This is a genomic window from Micromonospora sp. Llam0, from assembly GCF_003751085.1.
GTDB lineage: Bacteria > Actinomycetota > Actinomycetes > Mycobacteriales > Micromonosporaceae > Micromonospora_E.
Genome location: NZ_RJJY01000002.1, coordinates 2616130 through 2640119, shown reverse-complemented (window position 1 = coordinate 2640119; position 23990 = coordinate 2616130). Strand labels below are relative to the sequence as shown.

19 protein-coding genes, 2 pseudogenes and 1 riboswitch are annotated in these 23990 nt (G+C 71.7%); of the genes and pseudogenes, 7 read left to right on the top strand and 14 right to left on the bottom strand.

What is annotated here, in order from left to right:
• The 5 genes and pseudogenes from paaE to paaA all read right to left on the bottom strand — a co-directional run.
• Positions 1-1119: a 1,2-phenylacetyl-CoA epoxidase subunit PaaE gene (gene paaE, locus EDC02_RS39285; protein ID WP_123607111.1), complete on the bottom strand. Its 1119-nt coding sequence runs from the start codon at positions 1117-1119 to the stop codon at positions 1-3.
• A complete protein-coding gene (gene paaD, locus EDC02_RS39280) occupies positions 1119-1649 on the bottom strand; it encodes a 1,2-phenylacetyl-CoA epoxidase subunit PaaD (RefSeq protein ID WP_123607110.1) in 531 nt (176 codons plus the stop codon). The genes paaE and paaD overlap by 1 nt, the downstream gene beginning before the upstream one ends.
• Complete coding sequence (gene paaC / locus EDC02_RS39275) at positions 1643-2452, bottom strand: 1,2-phenylacetyl-CoA epoxidase subunit PaaC (protein WP_123607109.1); 810 nt, start codon at positions 2450-2452, stop codon at positions 1643-1645. The genes paaD and paaC overlap by 7 nt, the downstream gene beginning before the upstream one ends.
• A complete protein-coding gene (gene paaB, locus EDC02_RS39270; protein ID WP_123607108.1) occupies positions 2449-2751 on the bottom strand; it encodes a 1,2-phenylacetyl-CoA epoxidase subunit PaaB in 303 nt (100 codons plus the stop codon). Before paaB ends, paaC begins: the two co-directional genes overlap by 4 nt.
• A 95-nt stretch (positions 2752-2846) precedes the next feature.
• Positions 2847-3935: pseudogene (gene paaA, locus EDC02_RS39265) on the bottom strand (1,2-phenylacetyl-CoA epoxidase subunit PaaA); the annotation flags it as partial.
• Positions 3936-4343: 408 nt separating this feature from the next.
• Here paaA and EDC02_RS39260 point away from each other — a divergent pair.
• Positions 4344-5324, top strand: a complete 981-nt coding sequence (locus tag EDC02_RS39260) for a serine hydrolase (protein WP_123607106.1) — start codon at positions 4344-4346, stop codon at positions 5322-5324.
• Positions 5325-5397: 73 nt separating this feature from the next.
• On the top strand, positions 5398-6405 hold the full coding sequence (locus EDC02_RS39255; protein ID WP_370461633.1) for a hypothetical protein: 1008 nt from the start codon (positions 5398-5400) through the stop codon (positions 6403-6405).
• Between the two features lie 34 nt (positions 6406-6439).
• Here the strand turns inward: EDC02_RS39255 and EDC02_RS39250 are convergent, their stop codons facing one another.
• Complete coding sequence (locus EDC02_RS39250) at positions 6440-7312, bottom strand: menaquinone biosynthetic enzyme MqnA/MqnD family protein (protein WP_123607492.1); 873 nt, start codon at positions 7310-7312, stop codon at positions 6440-6442.
• 281 nt (positions 7313-7593) lie between these two features.
• On the opposite strand from EDC02_RS39250, the gene EDC02_RS39245 reads away from it, so the two are divergent.
• Both EDC02_RS39245 and EDC02_RS39240 read left to right on the top strand, forming a co-directional pair.
• Entirely contained in the window at positions 7594-9750 is a 2157-nt protein-coding gene (locus EDC02_RS39245; protein ID WP_123607105.1) for an AAA family ATPase, read from the top strand.
• A 100-nt stretch (positions 9751-9850) separates the two neighbouring features.
• Positions 9851-10843 (top strand): hypothetical protein, encoded by a 993-nt coding sequence (locus tag EDC02_RS39240; RefSeq protein ID WP_123607104.1) that lies wholly within the window; start codon positions 9851-9853, stop codon positions 10841-10843.
• A gap of 16 nt (positions 10844-10859) precedes the next feature.
• Here the strand turns inward: EDC02_RS39240 and EDC02_RS39235 are convergent, their stop codons facing one another.
• Positions 10860-12464, bottom strand: coding sequence for an alpha/beta hydrolase fold domain-containing protein (locus tag EDC02_RS39235; RefSeq protein ID WP_199758074.1), 1605 nt, complete (start codon positions 12462-12464; stop codon positions 10860-10862).
• A gap of 243 nt (positions 12465-12707) precedes the next feature.
• Here EDC02_RS39235 and EDC02_RS39230 point away from each other — a divergent pair, with 243 nt between their 5' ends.
• Complete coding sequence (locus EDC02_RS39230) at positions 12708-13475, top strand: VOC family protein (RefSeq protein WP_123607102.1); 768 nt, start codon at positions 12708-12710, stop codon at positions 13473-13475.
• A 72-nt stretch (positions 13476-13547) separates the two neighbouring features.
• On the opposite strand, the pseudogene EDC02_RS39225 reads toward EDC02_RS39230, so the two are convergent.
• From EDC02_RS39225 to EDC02_RS39210, 4 genes and pseudogenes are all read right to left on the bottom strand, one after another.
• Positions 13548-14309 (bottom strand): annotated as a pseudogene (locus EDC02_RS39225) (ABC transporter ATP-binding protein); the annotation flags it as partial.
• A 71-nt stretch (positions 14310-14380) separates the two neighbouring features.
• Positions 14381-15457, bottom strand: a complete 1077-nt coding sequence (locus EDC02_RS39220; RefSeq protein WP_123607101.1) for an iron ABC transporter permease — start codon at positions 15455-15457, stop codon at positions 14381-14383.
• Position 15458: 1 nt separating this feature from the next.
• Entirely contained in the window at positions 15459-16427 is a 969-nt protein-coding gene (locus EDC02_RS39215; RefSeq protein ID WP_123607100.1) for an ABC transporter substrate-binding protein, read from the bottom strand.
• Positions 16428-16550: 123 nt separating this feature from the next.
• A riboswitch (cobalamin riboswitch) is annotated at positions 16551-16615 on the bottom strand.
• A gap of 139 nt (positions 16616-16754) precedes the next feature.
• Positions 16755-18659, bottom strand: a complete 1905-nt coding sequence (locus EDC02_RS39210) for a M14 family zinc carboxypeptidase (RefSeq protein WP_123607099.1) — start codon at positions 18657-18659, stop codon at positions 16755-16757.
• 331 nt (positions 18660-18990) lie between these two features.
• Between EDC02_RS39210 and EDC02_RS39205 the strand changes: the two genes are divergently transcribed.
• On the top strand, positions 18991-19323 hold the full coding sequence (locus tag EDC02_RS39205; protein ID WP_199758073.1) for a hypothetical protein: 333 nt from the start codon (positions 18991-18993) through the stop codon (positions 19321-19323).
• A gap of 66 nt (positions 19324-19389) precedes the next feature.
• Positions 19390-19815, top strand: coding sequence for a DUF2809 domain-containing protein (locus EDC02_RS39200; protein WP_123607098.1), 426 nt, complete (start codon positions 19390-19392; stop codon positions 19813-19815).
• Between the two features lies 1 nt (position 19816).
• Here the strand turns inward: EDC02_RS39200 and EDC02_RS39195 are convergent, their stop codons facing one another.
• The 3 genes from EDC02_RS39195 to EDC02_RS39185 all read right to left on the bottom strand — a co-directional run bounded on the left by EDC02_RS39195 (position 19817) and on the right by EDC02_RS39185 (position 23785).
• Positions 19817-20182, bottom strand: coding sequence for a GntR family transcriptional regulator (locus tag EDC02_RS39195; RefSeq protein WP_123607097.1), 366 nt, complete (start codon positions 20180-20182; stop codon positions 19817-19819).
• A complete protein-coding gene (locus EDC02_RS39190; protein ID WP_123607490.1) occupies positions 20179-20958 on the bottom strand; it encodes a hypothetical protein in 780 nt (259 codons plus the stop codon). Before EDC02_RS39190 ends, EDC02_RS39195 begins: the two co-directional genes overlap by 4 nt.
• Positions 20959-21064: 106 nt before the next feature.
• A complete protein-coding gene (locus EDC02_RS39185; RefSeq protein ID WP_123607096.1) occupies positions 21065-23785 on the bottom strand; it encodes a cation-transporting P-type ATPase in 2721 nt (906 codons plus the stop codon).
• Between the last annotated feature and the right edge of the window lie 205 nt (positions 23786-23990).

The following is a 23990-nucleotide window of genomic DNA, read 5'->3' as shown; positions in this document are numbered from 1 at the left end:
TCAGGCGTCGTAGTCGACGGTGAGCGTCGGGGTGGTGGGCGTCGATTGGCAGGTCAGCACATAGCCGGCGGCCACCTCGTCCGGCTCCAGTGCGTAGTTGCGGGCCATCGTCACCGCGCCGTCGACGATCTTCGCCCGGCAGGTCGAGCAGACCCCACCTTTGCAGGCGTACGGCAGCTCGGACCGGACCCGCAGGGCCGCGTCGAGCACCCGCTCCCCCGGCCGCGTCCGCACCGTCGACGCCCGCCCGTCGAGCAGTACGGTCACCGCCGTGCCGGCCGCCGCGTCGACATCGGTGACCGCGTCGGCTCCGGCCGGCGGTGCGTCGCTGGCGTGGAAGAGTTCGCTGTGTACGGCCCCGTCTGGCACGCCCCGCTCGGCGAGCACCTGCCGGGCCGCCATGACCAGCCCGTACGGCCCACAAAGGAACCACTCGTCCACTTGATCGCCCGGTACCACGGTGTCCAGCAGGCGGTCGAACCGGGCGGCGTCGATCCGCCCGGTGAGCAGCTCCGCGTCCTGCGTCTCGCGGGACAGCACGTGCACCACCTGCAACCGGTCCGGGTACCGGTCCTTCAGGTCGGCGATCTCGTCGGCGAACATCACGGTGTGCGCAGACCGGTTGCCGAAGACGAGACTGAACCGGCTGCCCGGCTCGGTGGCCAGCCCGGTGGCGAGCAGGGACAGCACCGGGGTGATGCCGGAGCCGGCGGCCAGCGCGCCGTAGTACCGGCTGCGGCCCGGTTCGAACCCGGTGGTGAAGTGTCCGAGCGGCGGCATCACCTCCACGGTGGCCCCGGCGGCCAGCTGGCGCACCGCGTACCCGGAGAAGGCGCCACCGGCGACGTGCCGCACGCCGATCCGCAGCCGGCCGTGGTCGGCGAGCTCCGCCGGGGTCGAGCAGATGGAGTACGAGCGGCGGATCTCCGGGCCGCCGGCTGGGTCGACCAGCCGTACGGTGAGATGCTGCCCGGCCTGGAACCGGTACGCGTCGCGCAGCTCGGGCGGTACGGCGAAGGTGACCGCGACGGCGTCGGCGGTGAGCTGATCGACGCCGGCGACCGGCAGCGGGTGGAACACCGGACGCCGTCGCGCCGGTCGGCTGATCGTCACCGCCATCAGAACGCCTTCATCTGCTCGAACGGCTCGGTGCAGTCCTGGCACCGCCACAGCGCCTTGCAGGCCGTGGCACCGAATCGGCTCAGCTGCTCGGTGCGCGGTGAGCCGCAGGCCGGGCAGCGAATGGTCAACGGGACCGGCACCGGCCCGGTAGCGGCCGGCGGCGGTGGAGCGATCCCGGCGGCGGCGAGCTTGCGCCGGCCCGCCTCGGTGATCCAGTCGGTGCTCCACGCGGGCGCCAACTCGGTGACGACCGCGACGTCGGTGAAGCCGGACCGGTGCAGCGCCGCCCGGATCTCGGCCCGGATCAGCTCCATCGCCGGGCATCCGCTGTAGGTGGGGGTGACCGTCACGCGGACGGCACCGGTGGCTGCGGTGACCTCGACAGCGCGGAGGATGCCGAGCTCAGCGATGGTGAGTACGCGGATTTCCGGATCGAGGACGGCTTCGACCGCCGCCCAGGCGACCGAGCTGGCCCCGCCGACAGCTGCGCTGGCCCCGTCGGCGGCTGCGGGGCGTCCGCTCACCATCGCGCGCCCGGGTGGGCCCGGTGCACCACCTGCATCTCGGCCAACAGGTACGACAGGTGTTCGGTGTGCCGGCCCAGCCGACCGCCGCCGGGCCGCCAGCCGCCACCGTCGCCAGCGCCAGCGCGACCGGCGGCGCCGCCGGTGGTGGTGGGCCCGGTGCCGGTCGGCGCAACCAGGGTCGCTTCGGCAAGGATCGGACCGACTGCGGCGAGCCAGTCGGCCCGCAGGTCGGCAAGGCCGCTGCCGGGCACCGGGGCGACCAGCTCATAGGTGTACGGCCAGAGTTCGTCGACCGCGAGCTGCATGCGACGGTGCGACTCCTCGGTGCCGTCGCCGAGCCGCAGGGTCCACAGTCGCGCGTGGTCGAGATGGTAGGCGGACTCCTTGGCCGCCTTGCCGGCGATCGCCCCGAGCCGCTGGTCGGCGCCGACGCTCAGTACGGCGTAGAGCCGGACCTGGTACGCGGCGAGGAACAGCAGCTTGCCGATGGTCACCGCGTAGTCGTCGTCCGGCAACTCCACCAGCAGGCAGTTGCGAAACTCCTGGTCAGAGCGGAGGAAGGCCAGAGTGTCCTCGGTGACCGGCTGGTCGGCCGGCGCGGCCGGCACCGCACCGGGGGTGAGCTGCTCGGCGGCGTACGACAGCAGCAGCCGGGCCACGCCGAGCTGGTCGAGCGCGATGTTGGTGAGCGCGACGTCCTCCTCCAGCTCGGGGGCGCGGGCGCACCACGCAGCCAGCCGCTGGGCGGTGATCAACGCGTCGTCGGCCCAGCAGAGCAGCTGGTCGGGGGGTGTCGCGGTCACAGGTGCTGCGCTCCGTCCGGCACCTGGTAGAAGGTCGGGTGCCGGTAGACCTTGTCGGCCGCCGGGTCGAAAAAGGCGTCCTTTTCGTCCGGACTGGACGCGGTGATCGACTCAGCGGGTACCACCCAGATCGAGACACCTTCCTGCCGTCGGGTGTACAGGTCGCGGGCGTGCCGCAGGGCGAGCGTCGCGTCCGGCGCGTGCAGGCTGCCGACGTGGGTGTGGGCGAGCCCGCGCCGGGACCGGATGAAGACCTCCCACAGCGGGGTGGGCGGGGTCCGGCCCGGTTCGCCGCTCATCCGGCACCCGCTCCGACCGGCGGAGCGCCCACTCCGACCGGCACGGCACCCGCTCCCACCGGCACGGCACCGACTCCCGCCGGTACGGTGCCGGCTTTCCGCCGGCTGGCCTGTTTCTCGGCGTACGCCCGGGACGCCTCGCGGACCCAGCCGCCGGCGTCGTGCGCGGCCCGCCGGTGGGCGAGCCGCTGCCGGTTGCACGGCCCGTCGCCGCGGATCACCCGGAGCAGTTCGTCGTAGTCCGGCTGGGTGAAGTCGTACGCCTGACACTGCTCGTTCCACCGTAGTTCGGGATCGGGCAGGGTGAGCCCGAGCGGGCCGACCTGCTGGACGCACATGTCCACGAAGCGTTGGCGCAGCTCGTCGTTGGAGAACCGTTTGATCTTCCATCGCATCGACTGGCCCGAATGGGTCGAGTCGGCGTCCGGCGGCCCGAACATCGCCAGCGACGGGTACCACCAGCGGTCCACCGCGTCCTGGGCCATCTGACGCTGAGCCGGCGTGCCGTGCGCGAGGGTGTGCAGGATCTCGTAGCCCTGCCGCTGGTGGAACGACTCCTCCTTGCAGACGCGGATCATGGCGCGGGCGTACGGGCCGTACGAGCAGCGGCACAGTGGGACCTGGTTGATGATCGCCGCACCGTCCACCAACCAACCGATCGCTCCGACGTCTGCCCAGGTCAGCGTGGGGTAGTTGAAGATGGAGCTGTACTTCTGCCGGCCGGCGAGCAGCAGGTCGACCAACTCTTCCCGACTGACGCCGAGGGTCTCCGCCGCGGCGTACAGGTACAGCCCGTGGCCGGCCTCGTCCTGCACCTTTGCCAGCAGGATCGCCTTGCGGTGCAGGCTGGGCGCCCGGGTCAGCCAGTTGCCTTCGGGCTGCATGCCGATGATCTCGGAGTGCGCGTGCTGCGCGATCTGCCGGACGAGTGTGCGGCGGTAGCCGTCCGGCATCCAGTCGCGCGGCTCGATCTTCTGGTCGGCGTCCATCATCTCGGTGAAGTTCCGGTCGGGATCGGCCGGATGGTCGGGATCGGCATCGGCCGGATCGTCGGCGGCGCGTGGACCGGGGATCCGGCCGCGTAGCGCCGCGTCGCGCAGGTCAGCTTCGGCGGCCTCGACCTCGTCGAGGAGTCCACTGCGGGTGCCACTCACCGTCTGGGCGTCGTCACCGTCCACCAACATAGTGTTACAAGAAACTCCAGTCGCAGCCAAGCCCTGTAACAGCACTTGAAAAATCTTCACGGCACGGAACCAAGTCAGCACAGTTTGTAATCGGCGACACCTGGTGAACATGATGTTTATCCACTTATTATCCTGAAAATACTCAGGTAACCGGACGAAGCATATGGATTCACCACTCATCACCTGAGATCTCCGGCACGCGAGGGCTGGCACTCCGAGATTCGCCCCGTAAACTGCCCAATGGCGCGGCGGCGACGAGGCCCGCACCGGCCCACCTGACCCGCATTGTCGGCAGAAGAACCCGCAGTCCCAGAAACACCCGGTAGACCCAGGATCATCCCGTACCGACGCAACCGTCAGAGCACCGACGAGCTGAAATCACCGATTCACTCCCCGGAGCAGCCCCCCATGAGTTCACGCGTGACACTCACTGTCGTGCTGGCAGCCCTGGTGGTCGGTGCCGTTCTGATGATCCCCACCGCCTCGGCCCGGTTCGTCGGCGGGACGGGCACCAACCGGTCCGCCGTCGAGCTGACCGATCCGGCCCTCGCCATGGCCGAGTCCCCTGAGCCGCCGGCCGTGCCGACGTTGCGGGCCGTACCGGTCTCGGTCCCGGTCGACGGTTTCCTGACCTGGGCGCTGCTGGACCGCGACAGCGGCGAGATCGGCGGCTCGGCCAACATGACCGAGACCAGCTCCACCGAATCGATGATCAAAATCTGGATCGTCGCGGACTACCTACGGCGACTCGACGACGCCGAGCCCGAGCCCGACGTTCTGCAGCTGGCCAGCCTGGCCATCCGCGACAGCGACGACCGGGCCACCGACCGGCTGTACTACGAGGCCGGCGGCGACGACGTGATCACCCGGATGATCAAGATGTGCGGCCTGCAGCAGACCCGGATGGTGGTGCCGCCAAAGGAGGACAACGTCTGGTGGAGCTACACCCAAATGTCGGCGCGCGATGCCGCGCTGATGGGCGAGTGCGTCAAGAACGGCACCGCCGCCGGCCCGTTGTGGACCGACTGGGTGCTCGACGAGATGTCCCAGGTACGGGGCGGGACCGCCGCGTCCGAGCAGGAAACCACCTCCGGCGGAGGCCGCTGGGGCATCATCGACGGACTGCCGGAGAGCCTGCTACGGGAGTCGCCGGTCGGCATCAAGAACGGCTGGACGCTGATCTGGTCGGACGGCCTGTGGCATCTCAACTGCCTGGCCGTGCACGACGACTGGGTGCTCGCGGTGATGACCCGGTACCCGGGCCCTTACGGCCTCGAGTACGGGTCGGGCATCTGCCGCGAGGTGGCCCGGCAGCTGGTCACCCCACACGCCGGCGCCGCCATCCAACTGCCCGCCGAACTGCCGCCCCCGGCGCCACCGGCCGGGTGACATGCCACCCGACTCCTGGATTCCGTCGACCGGCCGGCTGCGCCGGCTGTTCACCAGCCGACCGGGTCGGCTGATGGCCAGCCGACCCTCCCGGCCGGTGACCGGGCGACCGGGCGTCGTGGCCCGCCACACCCGGGCCGGGCGGCGTACGCCGCTGATCGTGATCGGGGTAGTCGCTCTGGCAGTCGCCGGCATCGCCGGGTTGCGGCTGGTTCCCGGCGCGCCGTTGGCCGCCGCCGGCGAGCAGCCAACCGACCAGCAGGACACCGACCAGCAGCCCAGCTGGCGTCAACCGGCGTCGACCCCGACGGCCGGCCTGAGCGAGAGCCCGACCCCGGAGCCCGACCCGACGCTGTCACCGCTGGCCGTCGCGCCGACCACGGTTCGGCTGGCCGGCATCGACGGTTGGTGGTCGTGGGCGATGCTCGACCAACGGACCGGCGAGATCCACGGATCGGCCAACCTGGCCGAGACCAGTACCACGGCGTCGCTGATCAAGGCGTGGATCGCCGCCGACTACCTGCGTACCTCGGCCGAAGCGGGCCGGTCGCCGAGCGACTTCCGGATGCGGCAGCTCGAAATCATGATCAGGGACAGCGACAACCAGGTCGCTGAGGAGCTGTGGCAGGAGATCGGCCGGACCGCGGCGACCGAGCGGATGATCCGGATCTGCGGGCTCACCGACAGCCACAGCTCGACCGAGAACCGGTGGAGCACCACCCGGCTCTCCCCCCGCGACGTGGCCCGGATCGGGGCGTGCATCGTCGACGGCCGGGCGGCCGGCGCCGAGTGGACCGACTGGCTGCTGACCGAGATGCGCAGCGTACGCAGTCCAGGCGATTTCGGGGTGATCGAGGCATTCCCGGCAGACGAAGCCGACGAGATCGCCATCAAGAACGGCTGGGTGATCCGGGACAACGAGCAGGAGTGGCACGTCAACTGCCTGGCGATCGGCGACGGATGGACCATCGGAGTGATGACCCGGTTCCCGGTCGACCGGCCCTACACGTACGGCGCGAAGATCTGCCGTGAGGTGGCCCAGCAGTTGCGGGCAGCCGCGACCGCCTCGGCCGGCAGCTGAGCCACCCAGGCACGGTCAGGGCAGGCAGAGGCGGTCAGGGCAGGAAGAACTCGGGGCCGCCGGGCGGCAGCGCCGGGGCGGCACCCGACCCGGCCGCCCGGCGGGCGAACTCCCGCAGCCCGGCCACCTGCCGGTCACCGAGCGAGAAGTCCAACGCCCGGAAGTACGAAGCCAGCGTCGGCGCGTCGAACGGTTCCCACCTGGCGGCGGCTCGGGCCACCTCGTCGAGCTCGGCGAGGCAGAGGTCACGCGACCGCAGGAACGCCTGGTGGACCTCCTTGACCTGGCCGGGGTGGGCGGCGGCGAAGTCACGGCGGACCGCCCAGACGGCGAAGACCATCGGCAGCCCGGTCCAGTCCCGCCACGCCTGCCCCAGGTCGGTGACGGCCAGGCCGCGCGCCGGCGCCTCGTGGTGGGCCCGCAACGCGACGTCGCCGATCAGCACGGCGGCGTCGGCCTCCAGCAGCATCTGGGTGACGTCCGGCGGGCAGGTGAAGTAGTCCGGTTCGACGCCGTACCGCTCGGCCAGCAGCATCCGGGCCAGCAGCACCCCGGTACGTGAGGTGGAACCCAGCGCCACCGGGCGGCCGGACAATTCGCCCAGTGGCCGGGTGGCGACGACGTTCACCGACAGCACCGGCCCGTCGCTGCCGACCGCGATGTCCGGCACCAGCAGGAACTGGTCGGCGTGCCGCAGGTACTCGACCAACGAGATCGGGCCGATGTCCAGGTCGCCGGCGACCAGGGCGGCACCGAGCCGCTCCGGGGAGTCCTTGTGCAGGTCGACGTCGAGCAGCGCGCCGGAGCGCATCAGCCCCCAGTAGATGGGCAGGCAGTTGAGGAACTGGATGTGCCCGACCCGTGGTCGGCGCAGCCCGCCGCCCTCGCCCCCGTCACCGTGACTCATGATCTCCACGGTAGCCCTCGGGTGGTCGCCGCGCCCGGCGGCGGCCCGGCCTGTGGCGCACCCCGCACCCCGGGCAGCCGTCGAGCAGATTGGCCGGCGACACTGTCGCGCCCGACGTAGCGGGGAAATCTGGTTGACCGGCGACGGGCCAGGGGTAAAGTCGATGGCCGCTTGACGGCCGCGGTGAGTCGCACCGCAGCGGACGTCCCCCGCGCCGGGCACCGGCCGACCCGGTTCCGGACACGCGAGCGAGCACGCCGGCGATCCAGCCAGGAGTCAGCATGCCCGCACCCGACCACCCCGCACCCGCACCCGCTCCCGACCTGGACGGCGAACTCGCCGCTGAACGCGCCCATCTGACCGCGTCCCGGGCCGCACTCGCCCGGATGCGCAACCGGGCCGAAGCCCTGTTCAGCACCGGCGACCGGGTCGCCGGGGACGCGTACACCGCCGAGACCCTGGGCCGGCACCTGGCCCGCCGGGTCGCCGAGCTGGCCGACAACCCGGACACGCCGCTGTTCTTCGGCCGGCTCGACGTCGACATCGATCCCGACCTCGACGACGACCTCGTGCCAGGCCACGAGCCAGGCCACGAGCCCGATCCGGGCGAGCTGCGGACCGGTCGGGACCAGCTCAACCGGGACCAGATCAGTCGCCACCACATCGGCCGCCGGCATGTCGCCGACGACACCGGCGAACCACTGGTCCTCGACTGGCGTGCGCCGATCAGCCGGGCCTTCTACCAGGCCAGCGCCCGCGACCCGCAGCAGGTACGGGTCCGCCGCCGGTTCGGCTACGCCGGCGGCGAACTCACCAGCTTCGAGGACGAACACCTCGACCGGGGTGAGGAGCTCGGCACTGCCTCCCGCATCCTGACGACCGAGATCGAACGGCCCCGGGTCGGCCCGATGCGGGACATCGTCGCCACCATCCAGCCCGAACAGGACGAGCTGGTCCGCGCCGAGCTGACCGAGTCGATCTGCGTACAGGGCGCGCCCGGCACCGGCAAGACCGCGGTCGGCCTGCACCGGGCCGCCTACCTGCTGTACGCGCACCGGGAACGGCTACGCAAGGCCGGGGTGCTGATCATCGGGCCGAACCGGGTGTTCCTGTCCTACATCGCCAACGTGCTGCCTGCCCTCGGCGAGGTCGAGGTGGCCCAGTGCACGGTCACCGACCTGATCGACTCGGTGCCGGTACGGGCCGAGGACACCCCGGCCGCCGCCGCGCTCAAACACGACCCCAGGATGGCGCAGGTGCTGCGCCGCGCCGTCGAGGCGTACCTCGGCGAACCGGACGAGTCGATCGTGGTGCCGGACGGCTCCTACCGGTGGCGGATCGGCGTCGAGGCGTTGCACCGGATCGTGCGGACGGTCCGCGAGGAGAAGCCGCCGTACCGGATCGGTCGGGAACGGGTGCAGGCCCGGATCGTCGCGCTGCTGCAACGCCAAGCCGAGACCCGGCGCGCCGAGTCACCGAGCGACGCCTGGCTGCGGCGGATGGCCCGGGTCGCCCCGGTACGCGCCCTGCTGGACCGGGTCTGGCCGGCGCTCACCCCGACCGAGGTGGTGTCCGCGCTGCTCACCGATCCGCAGCGGCTGTCGGCCGCCGCCAGCGGTCTGCTCGACGAGGCCGAACAGGCGGCGCTGCTGCGGCCACCGGCCAGGTCGGTCCGCACCACCAGGTGGACCGAGGCCGACCTGGTGCTGATCGACGAGGTCGCCGGGCTGCTCGACCGGCCGACCGGGTACGGGCACGTGGTGGTCGACGAGGCGCAGGACCTGTCGCCGATGCAGTGCCGGGCGATCGCCCGGCGCTGCGAACACGGCTCGGTCACCCTGCTCGGCGACCTGGCCCAGGGCACCGCCCCGTGGGCGGCCACCGACTGGCACCGGACCCTGACCCACCTCGGTCGGCCGGACGCCCCGGTGGTGCCGCTGACGGTCGGCTTCCGGGTGCCGGCGGTGGTGGTCGAGCTGGCCAACCGGCTGCTGCCGGCGCTCGAAGTGGACGTACCACCGGCGGTTTCACTGCGTCGCGACGGGTCGCTGTCGCTGCGTACGGTCGACGATCTGACCGCTGCCACGGTGGCCGAGGTCCGCGCGGCGCTGGCCCACGACGGCTCGGTCGGGGTGATCGCCGCCGGGTCCGCGGTGCCCGGCCTGTGCGATGCTCTGACCGCCGCCGGTGTCGGCGTCACCGGAGCCGCCGGCGACCCCGCGATCCGGGTGTCGGTGGTCGCCGCGACCGAGGTGAAAGGGCTGGAGTACGACCACGTGGTGGTGGTCGAGCCGGCCGGTATCGTCGCGGCCGAGCCGCGTGGGCTGCACCGGCTGTACGTGGTGCTGACCCGGGCGGTGTCCCGGTTGACGGTGCTGCACGCCGAGCCGTTGCCGCCCCCGCTGACCGACCACGCCCGGACCGACCAGCGGCACTAGCAGACCGGGCGCGCCGGCCGGCGGTACTAGCAGAACGGCGCGCGCCACACCGCCCGCCCCCTCCGGGTTGGCCCGGCGACAGCTGGGAAACAATCGCCAGGTGAGCGACGGAGGGACGGCTGGGCAGGACCGCGCCGGTGGCGGCGGCCGGCGGCTGCTCGGTTTCCTGCTCGCTGTGCTCGCGGTCGCCGTGGTGCCGGTGACCGCCGAGGCGCTGCGCCACCGGCTGCCGGACCGGCTGCCGATGCACTGGAACACCGCCGATGTGGTCGACGCGACCAGTTCGCTGACGAACAGCGTGACCGGCTACACGATCGGTGCGGCCGCCGGAGCGGTGCTCGCCGCGGTCGGGGTGCTGCCGCTGGGGCTGCGGTGGCAGCTGCGCCGGTGGCTGATCACCATCGGCGCGGCGGTCGCCGGGGTCGTCGCCGGAATCTGGCTGACCACCGTGGCACTGTCGGTCGACGTACTGGACCCGACCCGGGCACCGGCTCCGAGCTGGCACGTTCCCGCGCTGATGGTCGGGGTGACCGGTTGGACGGTGCTGGCGTACGCGGCGTGCGGTCCGCCGCCGGCCCGGCCGGCGGCTCACGGCCGGCCCGCCGCCGAGCTGCCCCGGGTGCCGCTGCCGGCCGACGGCGCCGGGTGGACCGAGCAGACGTCGGTGTCCCGCACCGGGCTGTGGATCCTGGTCCCGTTGCTGCTGCTCGCCGGGGTCCTGGCGGTCTGGATCAACGTCTGGGTGGCCAGCCCGGTGCTGCTCACCGTGGCGTTGGTGACACTGCTGCTGGTCAACCGGCTGACCATCGACCGGCACGGCATCCACATCGGATTCGGGCCGTTCGGGTGGCCGCGGATCAGCGTACCGGCGCGGGAGGTCGTCGGGGCCGTCCAGACGACGGTACGGGTGTCCGAGTGGGGCGGCTGGGGCTACCGCTACCACCCCGACACGCGGGGACGTGGCCTGATCACCCGGTCCGGCCCGGGCATCCGGGTGCAGCTGTCCGGTGGGCGCTATCTCGTGCTGACCACCCGGGATCCACAGACCGCGGCCGGTCTGGTGAACACCATCGCCGACCTCGCCGACCGCTGATTCCCGTGCCGGCGGCTCACAGGCCGGTCGGCCAGCCGCTCGACGACTGGCCGGACGGGTTGAACACGGTGTGCAGCTCGGCCGCCACCCGGTCCTGGGCCGCCTCCGCCACGTCCAGCACCGCACCCATGCCGAAGAACTCGTGCGGTACGCCGTCGTAGTGGATGTGCTCGACCGGAACCCCGGCCGCCCGCAGCCGCTGCGCGAACGCCTGCCCCTGGTCGCGCAGCGGATCCCGTTCCACGGTCAGCACCACCGCCGGCGGCAGGCCGGCGAGCCGTTCCACCGGCAGGTCGAGCAACGCCACCCGGGGGTCGTCGAGCATCTCCGGCCGGGGAAAAGCATGCCGGGCGAACCAGCTGAGCATCGGACGGTTCAGCGGTGCCGCGTCAGCGGCGTCCACCCCGGATCCGTCGTCGATCGTCACACTGGTCACCGGGTAGATCAGCACCTGCAGCATTGGCAGCCGCTGACCGGCGTCGCGCAACTGCAGACAGGTGGCCGCCGCCATGTTGCCGCCGGCGGCCTCGCCGGCGATGGCGATCCGTTCCGGGTCACCGCCGATCTCGCCGGCGTTGTCCAGCAGCCACCGGGTCGCGGCGAGCACGTCGTCGTGGGCGGCCGGGAACGGATGCTCCGGGGCGTGCCGGTAGTCCACCGCCACCACCAGACACCGTTCCTTGTTGCACAGCGCCCGGGGGGTTGCGTCGTAGGTGTCCAGGCTGCCGACCACCCAGCCACCCGCGTACAGGTAGATCAGCACCGGCAGGCCGCCGGTTGGTGATGCCGACGTCGGCCGGTACACCCGCAGGGTCAGTTCCCCGCCGGGACCGTCGATGGCGAAGTCGAAGACCGAGTCGACCGGCTCCCGTTCCTCCAGGTCCCCCCGGTCGGTACGGATCCGGGCCACCGCGTCGGACAGGGTCGGCTGGCGCCGCGCCTCGACCGGATCGAGGATCTCGGTGGGCCGGGGGCCGAGCGCGGCGAACGCGTCCAGCAGCGCCTGGGACTGCGGTTCCAGCAGCCCGGACGCGTCGGTGGCGAACCAGCCACGCCGCCCCGAGGTCCGGTCGCGGAGCCGGTCGACCAGCGCCGCCGGCCCACCCAGCAGCCGGCTGCTGCGGGAAGTGTTCGGAGTCTGCGGGTGCGGATGGGTCGGGGCACGGTACTTCGCGGCGGTGAACTGCGCGCCGAGTTCGGCCATCCGCTGCGGACCGACCGCGGCCCGCAGCGCCGGCAGCAGCGTCCCCTCCTGCTCGGCGGCCTGCCGGCGCACGTCGGCGATCAGGTGGTTGAGCGCCTCCTCGAAGTCCAGGTTGCCGGGCCTGGACCGGTCGATCTCGGCCGCCGCCTCCTTGATCCGCTGACGGGTGTCCCGCCCCCGCCGGATCAGCTCGGCCACCGACCCGGCGGTCAGCTGTTCGGTCACCGTCGGCTCGTCGAAGACCGGGTCGAGGACCTGCTCCTCGGCCGCCAGGTGCATGGAGATCCGGTAGACCACCTGGTCGGCCAGGATCCGCCGGTCGCCCTGACCCGTCTCCAGCCGCCGGAAAAGCTGGTCCAGCAGGACGTGATCGTCGTTGATCGCCCGGTCGATGTCGCCCGGCAACACCTCGATCACCCGTACCATCGTTCTCCCCCGCTGTCCCGCGTCCCGGCCGGTGCCCCGCGCCGCAGGCGGTGCCCGGCACTTCCGCCCGGGCTTCGGTCGGTGACGTCAGCCCGGGTACGGGTACCCTCGGCGCGGGCCATGATTCCGCGCGACGGGCGATTGCTTCGGCGAATCTCCCCCGACCGTCGGCGACCGGGTGCCAGGATTCGGTCAGCAGGGTCCACCCAGCCGATCCGCAGGAGGAAATCCGCCATGTCCGTCGCCGCAGCCGGGGTACCCGCCTGGGTCGACCTCGGCACCTCCGACCTGCCCGGTGCGATCCGGTTCTACGGCGAACTGTTCGGCTGGTCCGCGCAGCCGCCCGACGACCCGGACGCAGAGGGCTACACCCTGTTCAGCAAGGACGACAAACTGGTCGCCGGGGCCGGCTCGGTCTCCACCGGCGGGCAGCCGCCGACCTGGACCACGTACATCGGCACGCTGGACGCCCAGGCGAGCGCCAAGCTCGTCGAGTCGGCCGGCGGCACCGTGCTGATGCCGCCGTTCGACGTGCTCGACCGGGGCCGGGCGGCGGTCTTCACCGACCCGGCCGGGGCCAGCTTCGCCGTCTGGCAGCCGCTGTCCATGGCCGGCGCGGAGCTGGCGAACGTGCCCGGCTCGCTGTGCTGGAACGAGCTGACCACCCGCGACCCGGAGGGCGCGAAGGAGTTCTACGGCACGGTCTTCGACTGGGAGACCCGGGACACCCCGTTTCCGCCGATCATGTACACCGAATGGCTGGTCGAGCAGCAGCCGGTCGCCGGGATGATGCCGATGGTCGGCGACGACTGGCCGGCCGACCTGCCGGCCCACTGGATGGTGTACTTCGCGGTGAACGACTGCGACGCCACCGCCGAGCACGCCGCCGCGCTCGGCGGCACCGTCTCAGTCCCGCCCACCGACCTGCCGCACGGCCGGTTCGCCGTGCTCAACGACCCGCAGGGGGCCTTCTTCTCGGTGATCCGGATCGCCGGCGACTGACGGATCCGTACCGGCAACGGACCGGTCCGCGTCCCGTCGGGCCGGCTCGGCCGTCCGGTCGCCGGCCGGACGGCGGTCGCGGACCGGGACGACCAGCGGGCCGTGCGCGCCGGGCAGCACCCGCACCCGGGCCCGGTAGTACCGGGCCAGGTTCTCCTCGGTGAGTACCTCGGCTGGCGGGCCGGCGGCCACCGTCCGGCCGGCGGCGAGCAGCACCAGCCGGTCGGCGTACTCGCCGGCCACCGACAGGTCGTGCATGGTGGCCAGCACGGTCAGCCCCCGGTCCCGGCGCAGCTCGTCGACCAGCTCCAGCACCTCCTGCTGGTGGCCGATGTCCAGCGCGCTGGTCGGCTCGTCGAGCAGCAGCAGCGGGGCGCCCTGGGCCAACGCCCGGGCCAGCAGCACCCGCTGACGTTCACCACCGGACAGGGTGGCCAGCCGCCGGTGCGCGAACCCGGTCAGGTCGAGCCGGGCCAGCACGTCGTCGACCACCGCCAGGTCGGCCGCCGACTCCCGGCCCAGCAGCGGTACGTACGGCGTACGGCCGAGCAGCACGTAGTCGGCGACGGCGATCCCGGCCGGCACCACCGGCGACTGTACGACGGTGGCGACCAGCCGGGCCCGGGCGCGGCGGCCGAGCCGGGTGATCGGCGTACCGAACAGGTCCAGGCTGCCGTCGACCGGCAGCAGCCCGCCGACCGCCCGCAGCAGGGTCGACTTGCCGGCCCCGTTCGGCCCGATCACCGCCACCCACTCACCGGCGGCCACGGTCAGATCGACACCATCCAGCACCGGCGCGCCGCCGAGGCGTACCCGCAGATCACGGCCGACCACCGGGGTGCCGGCGGCGGTCGCCGGCCCGGTCTCGGGCGCGGCCCCGGCCCCGGCCCCGGCCCCGGCCCCGGTCACAACGTCACCGTCCGGCGGGTGGTACGCAGCACCAGCACGAAGAACGGGGCGCCGAAGAAGGCGGTGACCACACCGATCGGAATCTCAGCCGGCGCGGCCACGGTACGGGCCACCACGTCGGTGACGGTCAGGAACGCGCCGCCGAGCAGCATCGACAGCGGCAGGATCACCCGGTAGCTGCTGCCGGCGACCAGCCGGACCAGGTGCGGCACGATCAACCCGACGAAGCCGATCAGCCCGGACACCGACACCGCCGCAGCAGTACCCAGCGACGCGGCGGCGAGCAGCAGGTAACGGGACCGCTGCGGGTGCAGGCCGAGGCTGGCCGCCTCCTCGTCACCGACCGACAGCACGTCCAACTCGCGGCGGTGCGCCAACACCACCACGGCGGCGATCACCGCGTACGGCAGGACCAGCCGGACCTCGTGCCAGCCGTCGGTGGCCAGCCGGCCCAGCAGCCACGAGTAGACCTCCCGGATGGTGTCCACGTGGCGCTGCAGCAGGTAGGTCTGCCCGGCGGCGAGGAACGCCGACACCGCCACCCCGGCCAGGATCAGCGTCGCGGTGGACCGGTCCGGCCCGGCGGCGCCGGTACCGAGCAGGTACGTCAGCGCCACCGCCCCGACCGCACCGACGAACGCGGCCAGCGGCACCGTCACCGGCAGCCCGGTCAGCACCCCGGTGCCGGAGCGCAGCGCGATGACCGCGGTCACCGCCAGCCCGGCCCCGGCGGCGACGCCGAGCAGATGCGGGTCGGCCAGCGGGTTGCGGAACACCCCCTGGTAGCAGCCGCCGGCCAGGGCCAGCATGCCGCCGACCAGCAGCGCCAGCACCACCCGGGGCAGCCGCAGCTGGGTGACGATCGCCACCTGCCGGTCGTTGAGTCCACTGTCCACGTCTACGCCGGGCAGCAGGTTGAGCAGTTCGGCGGCGACCGCCAGCGGCGGCAGGCTGGCCGGGCCGAACGCCAGCCCGGCCAGGGCCGCCAGCACGACGGCGGCCACCGCGCCGGCGAACCAGCCGGCGGTCAGCCCCGGCCGCCGGCCGGGCCGCCGCGCCGGCGTGCGGAGCATGTCAGGACGCCGCCGCGTCGACCGCGTCGACGATCGCCCGTACCAGGTCGACCACCCGGGGGCCCCAGCGGGAGGCGATGTCGTCGTCGAGCTCGACCACCTGACCGGCCTGGACGGCGGTGATGGTGGACCAGCCGGCCCGCTGCGCCACCGTCTGAGCGTTCTGCTGGCAGCACTTGGTGTCGGCCAGGAAGATCAGGTCCGGGTCGGCGTCGATCAACGCCTCGGCGGACAGCTGCGGGTAGCCGCCGGCCTCCCCGGACGGATCCGCCGGGTCGGCCACGTTGGTCAGCCCTACCATGGTGAACAGCGAGCCGACGAAGGTTTCGCTGGTCACCGTGTACAGGGTCGGGTCGAGCTCGTAGTAGTAGCTCAGCGGCTCGGCCGGCTGCGCCACGTCGGTGACCAGCTTGTCGATGTCGGACCGCATGGTGTCGACCAGGTCGGCCGCCGCGTCCGGGTGCCCGGTGAGGGCACCCAGCTCGGTGATCTGGCGGTACGTGTCGTCCAGGGTGACCGCCGCCCCGGCCAGGTAGACCGGGATCGACAGTCGAGTCAGCCCGGCCACCACCTCGTTGGTGTCGCCGGAGAGCACCACCAGGTCGGGTTCGTAGCCGGCGATCGCCTCGACGTTCGGGGTGAACCCGGACAGCTCGGTGGTCGGTGCCTCGGCCGGAAAGTTGGAGTTGTCGTCGACCGCGGTCACCTGGTCACCGGCGCCGATCGCGAAGAGCATCTCGGTGGCGGTCGGCGACAGTGCGACGATCCGCTCCGGGCGTACCTCCAGGGTCAGGTCACCGACGGTGACCGGGTAGCTGGCGGCGGCCTCCGGGCTGACGCCGGGCTGCGCGTCGTCGGGTCCGCCGGAGCCGTCGCCGGCCTGGCCGCAGCCGGTCAGGGCGAGGACGGCGGCGGTGGTGACCGCGGCGGTACGCAGCAGCGCTGCCCGCAGCGGGTGGGATCTGCTCATCTGGTCCTCCTGTCGGTCGAGGGCTGGTGCTTCGCCGACAGGTCGGGGGTGGTGACGCCGGCCCCGGCCAGGTGGCGAGGCGCCCTTCCTCGAGAGCGCGGTTCGCGACCACGCCGCAGGCGACCTGGCTGGCCCCGACCGTCGGCCGGGACATCACAGTTGCGGGACAGCGCCGGGTTCGCACCGGCTTCGCTGCGGGGCGGTCGTTAGCACGGTAACCCACCGGCGCCGGCCGGCCGGCATCGCGACAGCGCGGGGCTGCCGTACGGTGATGTTCACCGCACGGCAGCCCTGCGTGCCGTCAGTAGCCGGCAGCCCTGCCCTCCGTCAGGAGCTGGTGATCCGGACGTCGTCGATGGCCGCCTCGACCAGGCTGGCGGTGGAGGCGTCCGCCGCCTCGACCAGGATCCGCACCGTCTGACCCGCGTACGGGGTCAGGTCGTAGCTGCCGGTCGACCAGGACCCGTACCGGTTGCTCCCCGCGCCGGACTGGTTCAGCAGCATCGTCGTGCCACCACTGTGTACCACACTGATCCGCAGGTAGTCGGCTGACGACGAGTTGTTCAGGTGGGCCAGGTACCAGGCGAGCGACAGGGTGAGGGTGCCGCTCGACGGCAAGACGACGGCCGGCGAGCGGGCGCTGGTCGCCCCGCTGTCGATGTCGTACGAGCCGGCCGAGGAGCCGGCCAGCCGACCGGTGACCAGGCTGTTGCTGCCCTGGTAGGCGGTCAGCTGCAGGGCCCCGCCGGAGCTGGTGGCCTGCGCGACGCCGCGCTCCCACTGCCCGGTGCTGGCGGTGTCGGTGCCGCTCGGGTCGGTCGTCCAGCCGGTGGCGGACTCGAAGTCGTCCGCCCAGACGGTGCTGCCCGGCGGGTCGACCGGGCCACCGCCGCCGCAGTACTGCGATTCCTTGCCGATCACCCGGTACGGGCAGTCGGCGTACTCGCTGAGCATCAGCACCGCGTCCCGGTTGCGGGCGGTCTGGGCGGGGATCACCTCGTCGGGCGGGTAGAAGCCGCCGCCACCGGACGAGCCGGGGTACATCTCGAAGGTGTACGCCCAGATGCCGTGCTCCCCCCACATCCAGTCGATGCTGCTGCCGTCGGTGATGTACAGGTCGGAGGCCTGTTCCGGGGTGTAGCCGTTGGTCGCCGCCATCTGCCCGCCGAGGGTGGCGAAGGTGTTGTACTGGTCGGCGGTCATCCCGGACGGGGTGTTGGCGTTGGTCCAACCGAACGGCCAGAGCACCAGCTCCGAGTAGCTGTGGAAGTCGATGTTGGCCTTGATCTGCTGCTCACCGCCGACGACCCGGCTGTCGACGAAGTCGCGCAGCGCCTGGGTCTCCGGGGCGGAGAAGGCGTACGGGCCACGGTAGGTGGCCGACGACGGGGAGCCGGACGAGCCGCCGCAGCAGCCCCACAGGTAGTCCCAGTTGCGGTTCAGATCGGTGCCGACGGCGAGCGCACCGCTGTTCGGCTGCCGGTTCTTGCGCCAGGACCGGTACGAGCCGGTGGCGATGTCGTACTCGCTGCCGTCCGGGTTGACGGTCGGCACGATCCAGATCTCGCGGGTGTTGACGATGTTGGTGATCCGCGAGTCGCTGCCGTAGCCGTCGGTGAACAGGTTCAGCAGGTAGACCGCCATTTCGACGGTGAGGTGCTCGCGGGCGTGCTGCTGCGAGTTGAACAGGATCTCCGGCTCGTCCTCGTCGGTGGCGACGTTGTCGGAGATCTTGACCGCCATCAGGTCGCGGCCCTCGTACGAGGTCCCGATGCTGATCTTCCGGGCGATGTTCGAGTGGCTGGCGACGACCTGGTTGACCACCGTGGTCAGCTCGGCGTAGTTGTGGTAAGCCGAGTCGGCCGGCGGGAAGTCCAGCGTGGTGACGTCGCTGGAGTCGTCGGTCCTGGTGGGTGCCCGGACCGCTTCGACGTCGAAGCCGAGCGCTTGGATCGCGCTGACCTCGGCCCGGGTCGCGGTGATGTTGAGGATGCCGTGTTCGATGTAGTCGATCGCGGCACCGGTCCCGGCCACCGCGTCGCGGTCGGCGAGGGTACGCGGTCCGAGGACCCGGTACGGGCCGGCGATCGACTCCCGGTCGACACCGCTGGGTTTGGGATCGGCCGAGACCGGGCCGGTCACGACGGCGAACAGGCCGACGACGGTCGCGACGGCCAGGACGGTGGTCCTGCGCCACGAGCCGGCGTTGGCAGTTGGTGCGCGGAATCGCATCTAGACCTCCTGGGGTGGGGAGGACTCCGCTGGTGAGCACAACTGCACCACCTGTCACATGGTCATATCAATATCTATTACGCTCAGTTCCATGCCAAGCTGATCATCACACGGCGCGAATACTTCGCGTACCGGACATCACCGAGGGAGAGAACGACAGTTCACGACGGGTCTCAGCTACCACGGACTCCTCGATCCGCTGCGCCGCGCGTACCACGGACGCGGCCGTCCGCGACCGACGAGACGCGCGCCGACGTCGAGGTCGAGGCCATGGCGAGAGCACCGGTGCCGACTCCGCAGGTGCTGTGGCGTAGACCGCCCGTACTCGCGCTTGCTGCCGTTGCCGGGACGGCGCTCGGCCGGCTCGGCGAGCCGTCGGCGACGTCGTCGGCGGCGAGGTCACCGGCGTGCCGACTGGTCCGAGGCGGGCCGGGGTGACGCCCTGTTCGATCTCGCCACCCTGACGCTGGGGCACCGGGAGCGCCTTGGTGACGTCCTCGTCGGCTACGGCACCGACGTCGACCTCGATGTGATCCGCGCCTGGTGGTCGGTGCGCAGCCTGCTTGCGATCCGTTGGCTTGTCGAGCACGGCTTCGACCCGGCCTCGCCGGGCTGCGAGATCGACGTACTGAGATCCGCCGGGACCCCGCTGACCGACCGGTGACCGACAAGGCCGGTGACCGACAGGGCCGGTGACCGACAGGGCCGGTGAACTGTAGGGTCGAGCACCGTGGCGGGTCTCAAGTGGCGGGTACGGTTGGCGGGCGTGACCGCCGCTGCCGGGTTCCTCGCCGTGGCGCTCGGCATCCGGGTGCTGGCCGGTGGGGACGGCGTGCTGGACAGTTCCGGCGCGCTGCAGCAGTACTCCGGTACCGCCCTGTACGCGTCGATGGTCTACGCCGGGGTGTTCGTCCTGGCACCGGGTGCCGGGCCGATCGTGGCCGGGGCGGGTGCCGTCGTCTTCTGCTGGCTCGTCGAGCTGCTGCAGCTGACCGGCGTACCGGCGGAGCTGTCCGAGCGCAGTCTGCTGGCGCGACTGGTCCTGGGCGTCCATTTCGACCCCACCGACCTGGCCTGGTACGTGGTGGGGGTACTGCCGTTGGTCCTGCTGCACGCGGGCGTCGACCGTTGGCGACTGCGCCACCGTGGCCGGTGAGTCACGGTGTGGCCGGTTGACCCAGGGCCGCCTGGACGATCCGGATCGCCTCGGCGGGGTCGATGCCGCTCCTGGCGATGATCGTCGCGTAGTCGCGGGCCGCGCGGTGGGCCTGTTCGAGAGCCTGGTCGCCGGCGGCCGTGACGAACGAGCCGGCCCGGCCACGGGTCTCGATCAGCCCGGCCTCCTCCAGCTCCCGGTACGCCCGGCCGACGGTGTTCACGGCCAGGCCGAGGTCGGCGGCGAGCCGGCGGACCGTCGGCAGCCGGGTGCCGACGGCCAGCGACCGGTCCTGGATCTGCCGGGCGAGCTGGGCCCGCAGCTGCTCGTACGGCGGCGTCGGCGAAGCGGCGTCGATGACGATCATCGGACGATCATGGCCTGCCGTGCGGTCGCCCCGACAGCCGTGGCCCGGGTCTGGATCAGGCCGAACGCGACGACACCGGCCAGGACGAGTCCGATCGCGACCGCGTTCCACCAGCCCAGCGACTCCCCGTACAGGAAGATGGCCGGCAGCGACCAGACCAGGCTGGGGGTGACCAGGGCGCGGGCGTCCTCGACCCGCATGATGACGCCGGCCGTGAGGGACGCCTCGTCCTCGGCGACGGCCGGGCTGGTCAGCATCTGACGCAGTTGCATGACGATGCCGGCTCCGGCACCGACGAGCCCGATCAGTACGACGGCGGCCCCGGCCCGCAGCACCGGGTCGGAGACCGGCAGTACGCTGACCGCGAGCGCCAGTGCGCCGGTGTAGGCGGCGACCGTGAAGGTGGCGTACGGCCGGCCGAGCACCGCCGACCAGCCGAACTCGACCGGGTGGGCCACCCGCCGGGGCAGTTGCGCGCCGGCCCGCCGGTCGACGCGGCGGACCCATTGACGGAGCAGCCACTGCGCCACCAGCAGACCGACCACCAGTGCGGTGAGCAGCGGCAACGGCAGCCAGGAGTACGCGGCGTCGGTGAGCCGGCTCAACGTGTGGGTGAGCGCCGCGCCGATCAGGAACGCGGCCAGCAGGACGTCGCCGGCGAGCCTGGCCCGCCTTCGCACGGCCAGCCGCGTCGCGAGCAGCGGGGTCGGCTCGGTGTCGGTCAGACCGTGCTGGTCCAGCCACTGCCTGGTCTCGCTGTGCTCTGTTTGACGCATCGCCACCACCTCCATTGTCGCAAAGTTTGTCTCATAACCATGAGGCATGGGATGCGACAAAGTCAATGGGGCACACCCGCTGACGTGGACAGACCAGGATCTGGGGTCACGCCGGTCGCCGCAGACGCTTGTCGACCGCGATGACCAGGCTGGCCACGACCGCGATGCCGAAGATTCGCAGCCATGCGTCGCCGCTGAGGGGGGCGGTGCCGAACAGGGTGTTCATGGCGGGTAGGTAGGTGATGGCGAGTTGGCCGATCGCCTGAACGGTGACTCCGACGATGATCCACAGGTTGGTGAACAGTCCGATGCGCCACGCCGAGCGGGTCAGGGATCGGCAACTGAACAGGTAGAACGCCTCGACGACAACGAATACGTTCATCGCGGCGGTCCGGGCCTCGGCCAGGCTCGCCCCGTGGGTACGTTCGTACTCGAACAACCACCAGGAACCGGCGACCAGCAGCGCGGATACCAGCAGGATCCGGAACATCAGCGCGCGGGTGAGTAGCGGCTGATCCGGGTCCCGGGGCGGCCGGGTCATGATCCCTGGCTCCTTGGGCTCGAACGCGAGCATCAGCCCGAGCGCGACCGCGGTGGTCATGTTGATCCACAGAATCTGGGTGGGCATGATCGGCAGCGCCGTACCGAACATGATCGCGGCCAGGATGACCAGGCCCTCACCGATGTTGGTGGGCAGCGTCCAGGTGATGAACTTGGTGAGGTTGTCGAACACGCCGCGGCCTTCTTCGACGGCGGCCTCGATGGTGGCGAAGTCGTCGTCGGTGAGCACCATGTCCGCTGCGTCCTTGGCCACCTCCGTGCCGCTGGCGCCCATGGCCACGCCGATCCCGGCCTGACGCAGGGCGGGCGCGTCGTTGACACCGTCACCGGTCATCGCAACCAGATGCCCACGGGCCTGCAGCGCCTCCACCAGACGCAGCTTCTGCTCCGGTGACACCCGGGCGAACACGACCGCGCGGTCCACCGCGTCCGGGAAGTCCTCAGATGGCAGTTTGGCCAGCTCGGTGCCGGTCAGCACCATGCCTTCACCCGGCCCACCCGAGTCGAGCACCCCCACCTGGGAGGCGATCGCGGTAGCGGTGGCCGCGTGGTCCCCGGTGATCATCTTCACCTTGATGCCGGCGGCGTGGCAGGCGGCCACCGCGGCCGTCGCAGCCTCGCGGGGTGGGTCGAGCATGGCCTGCAACCCGGTCAGCACCATGCTGCCGGGCAGCCGGTTCTCCTCGAAGTCGTCCGGGCCGGCCACCGGGTGCATGGCGGTCGCCAGGACCCGCAGTCCCCGCCCGGCTAGCTCACCGGCCGCACGCAGCACGGACTCGCGGTCCAAGGGCCGGACGGTGCCGTCGGCGTGCAGCTGAGCGTCACACAGCTCGAGCATCCGCTCGACGCCGCCCTTGGCCAGCGCCACGTCCCCGGCCGGGGTGCCGCCGGTGGTGTCGCGGTGCAGGGTCGCCATGTACTGACGCTCCGAGCTGAACGGGATCGTCGCCACCCGGGGAAGAAGTGCCTCGACCTCATCGGATCCGAGTCCCGCTTTGCCGGCGACCACCAGCATCGCTCCCTCGGTGGGGTCACCGGCGACGTCCCACCGCCCGTCCTCGTGGGTCAAGGCCGCATCGTTGCAGGCAGCGCCGGTCAGCAAAGACCAGCGCAGCGCCTGGTCGGTGCCGGCCGGATCCACCGCACCGGCGGGGTTGCGCAAAGCACCGTCCGAGGCGTAACCGGAGCCGGTGACCTCGTAGGTGCCGTCGGGGGTCCACACGGTGCGTACAGTCATCTGGTTCTCGGTCAGGGTGCCGGTCTTGTCCGAGCAGATGACCGTGGTGCTGCCCAGCGTCTCCACCGCAGGTAGCCGGCGGATCACCGCACGCCGCCGCGCCATCCGGGCCACGCCGATCGCGAGGGTGATCGTGACCGCCGCCGGGAGCCCTTCGGGAATCGCACCGACCGCGAGCGCGACCGCCGCGGTGAACGTCTCCACCGCGTCGTACCCGCGCACCAGGCCGAGCGCGAACGTCGCCGCGGCCAGGGCGAGGATGCCGACGGTCAGGATCTTGCTGAACCCGGCGAGCTTCTGCGTCAACGGTGTCGCCAGGGTCTCCGCGGCCCCGACCAGCCGGTGGATCTCACCCATCTCGGTCTGCGCGCCGGTGGCGACCACGATCCCGGCACCGCTACCGGTCGTGACCAGGGTGCCCGAGTAGGCCATGTTGTTCCGGTCGGCGACCGGTATCGCCTCGGGCAGCACCACCTCGTCCTTGGTCACCGGAACGGACTCCCCGGTCAGCGCCGACTCGTTGATCCGCAACTCCGCCAACCGGGTCAGCCGCATGTCGGCGGGCACCTTGTCGCCCGCCTCCAGCACAACGAGATCACCTGGGACCAGGTCGTCGGATGGGATGGTCCGCCGGCGGCCGTCGCGGATCACTGTGGCCTGGGTGCGCACCATCGACCGCAAGCCCTCCAGCGCGGCCTCAGCCCTGGATTCCTGGATGAACCCGATGATCGCGTTGATCACCACGACGCCGAAGATCACCGCCGAGTCGACATACTCGCCCAGCACGGCGGTGATGCCACCGGCGGCGATCAGGACGTAGATCAGCGGGTGGTGGAACTGGCGCAGGATCCGCGCGAACAGCCCGGCGCCCTTGGCCGCAGGCAGCCTGTTGGGCCCGTATCGAGCGAGCCGCTCGTCGGCTTCCTGATTGTCCAGTCCGTGGTGGGCGTCGGTTTCCAGCAGCAGCACCACCTCGTGGGCGGCGAGCCCATGGTGGGAGCTACCGGCCCGCATGACGGGCGTCGTCATCGTGTCGTCTCCTGGAGCGCTCGGACAACGTGGGGGGCGCCGACGGCCCCGGCACCGGCACCTTGCGGGTCAGCTCGACGGCGACGCTGCCCAGCAGGCACACCGACAGGCCGTGGCCACGCCGGACCACAACGCCACAACCATGGTGTCGTACTGCCCGCGAGTCATTGCCCCACCATCTCCATCCGGCCACCCGAAGGGCTAG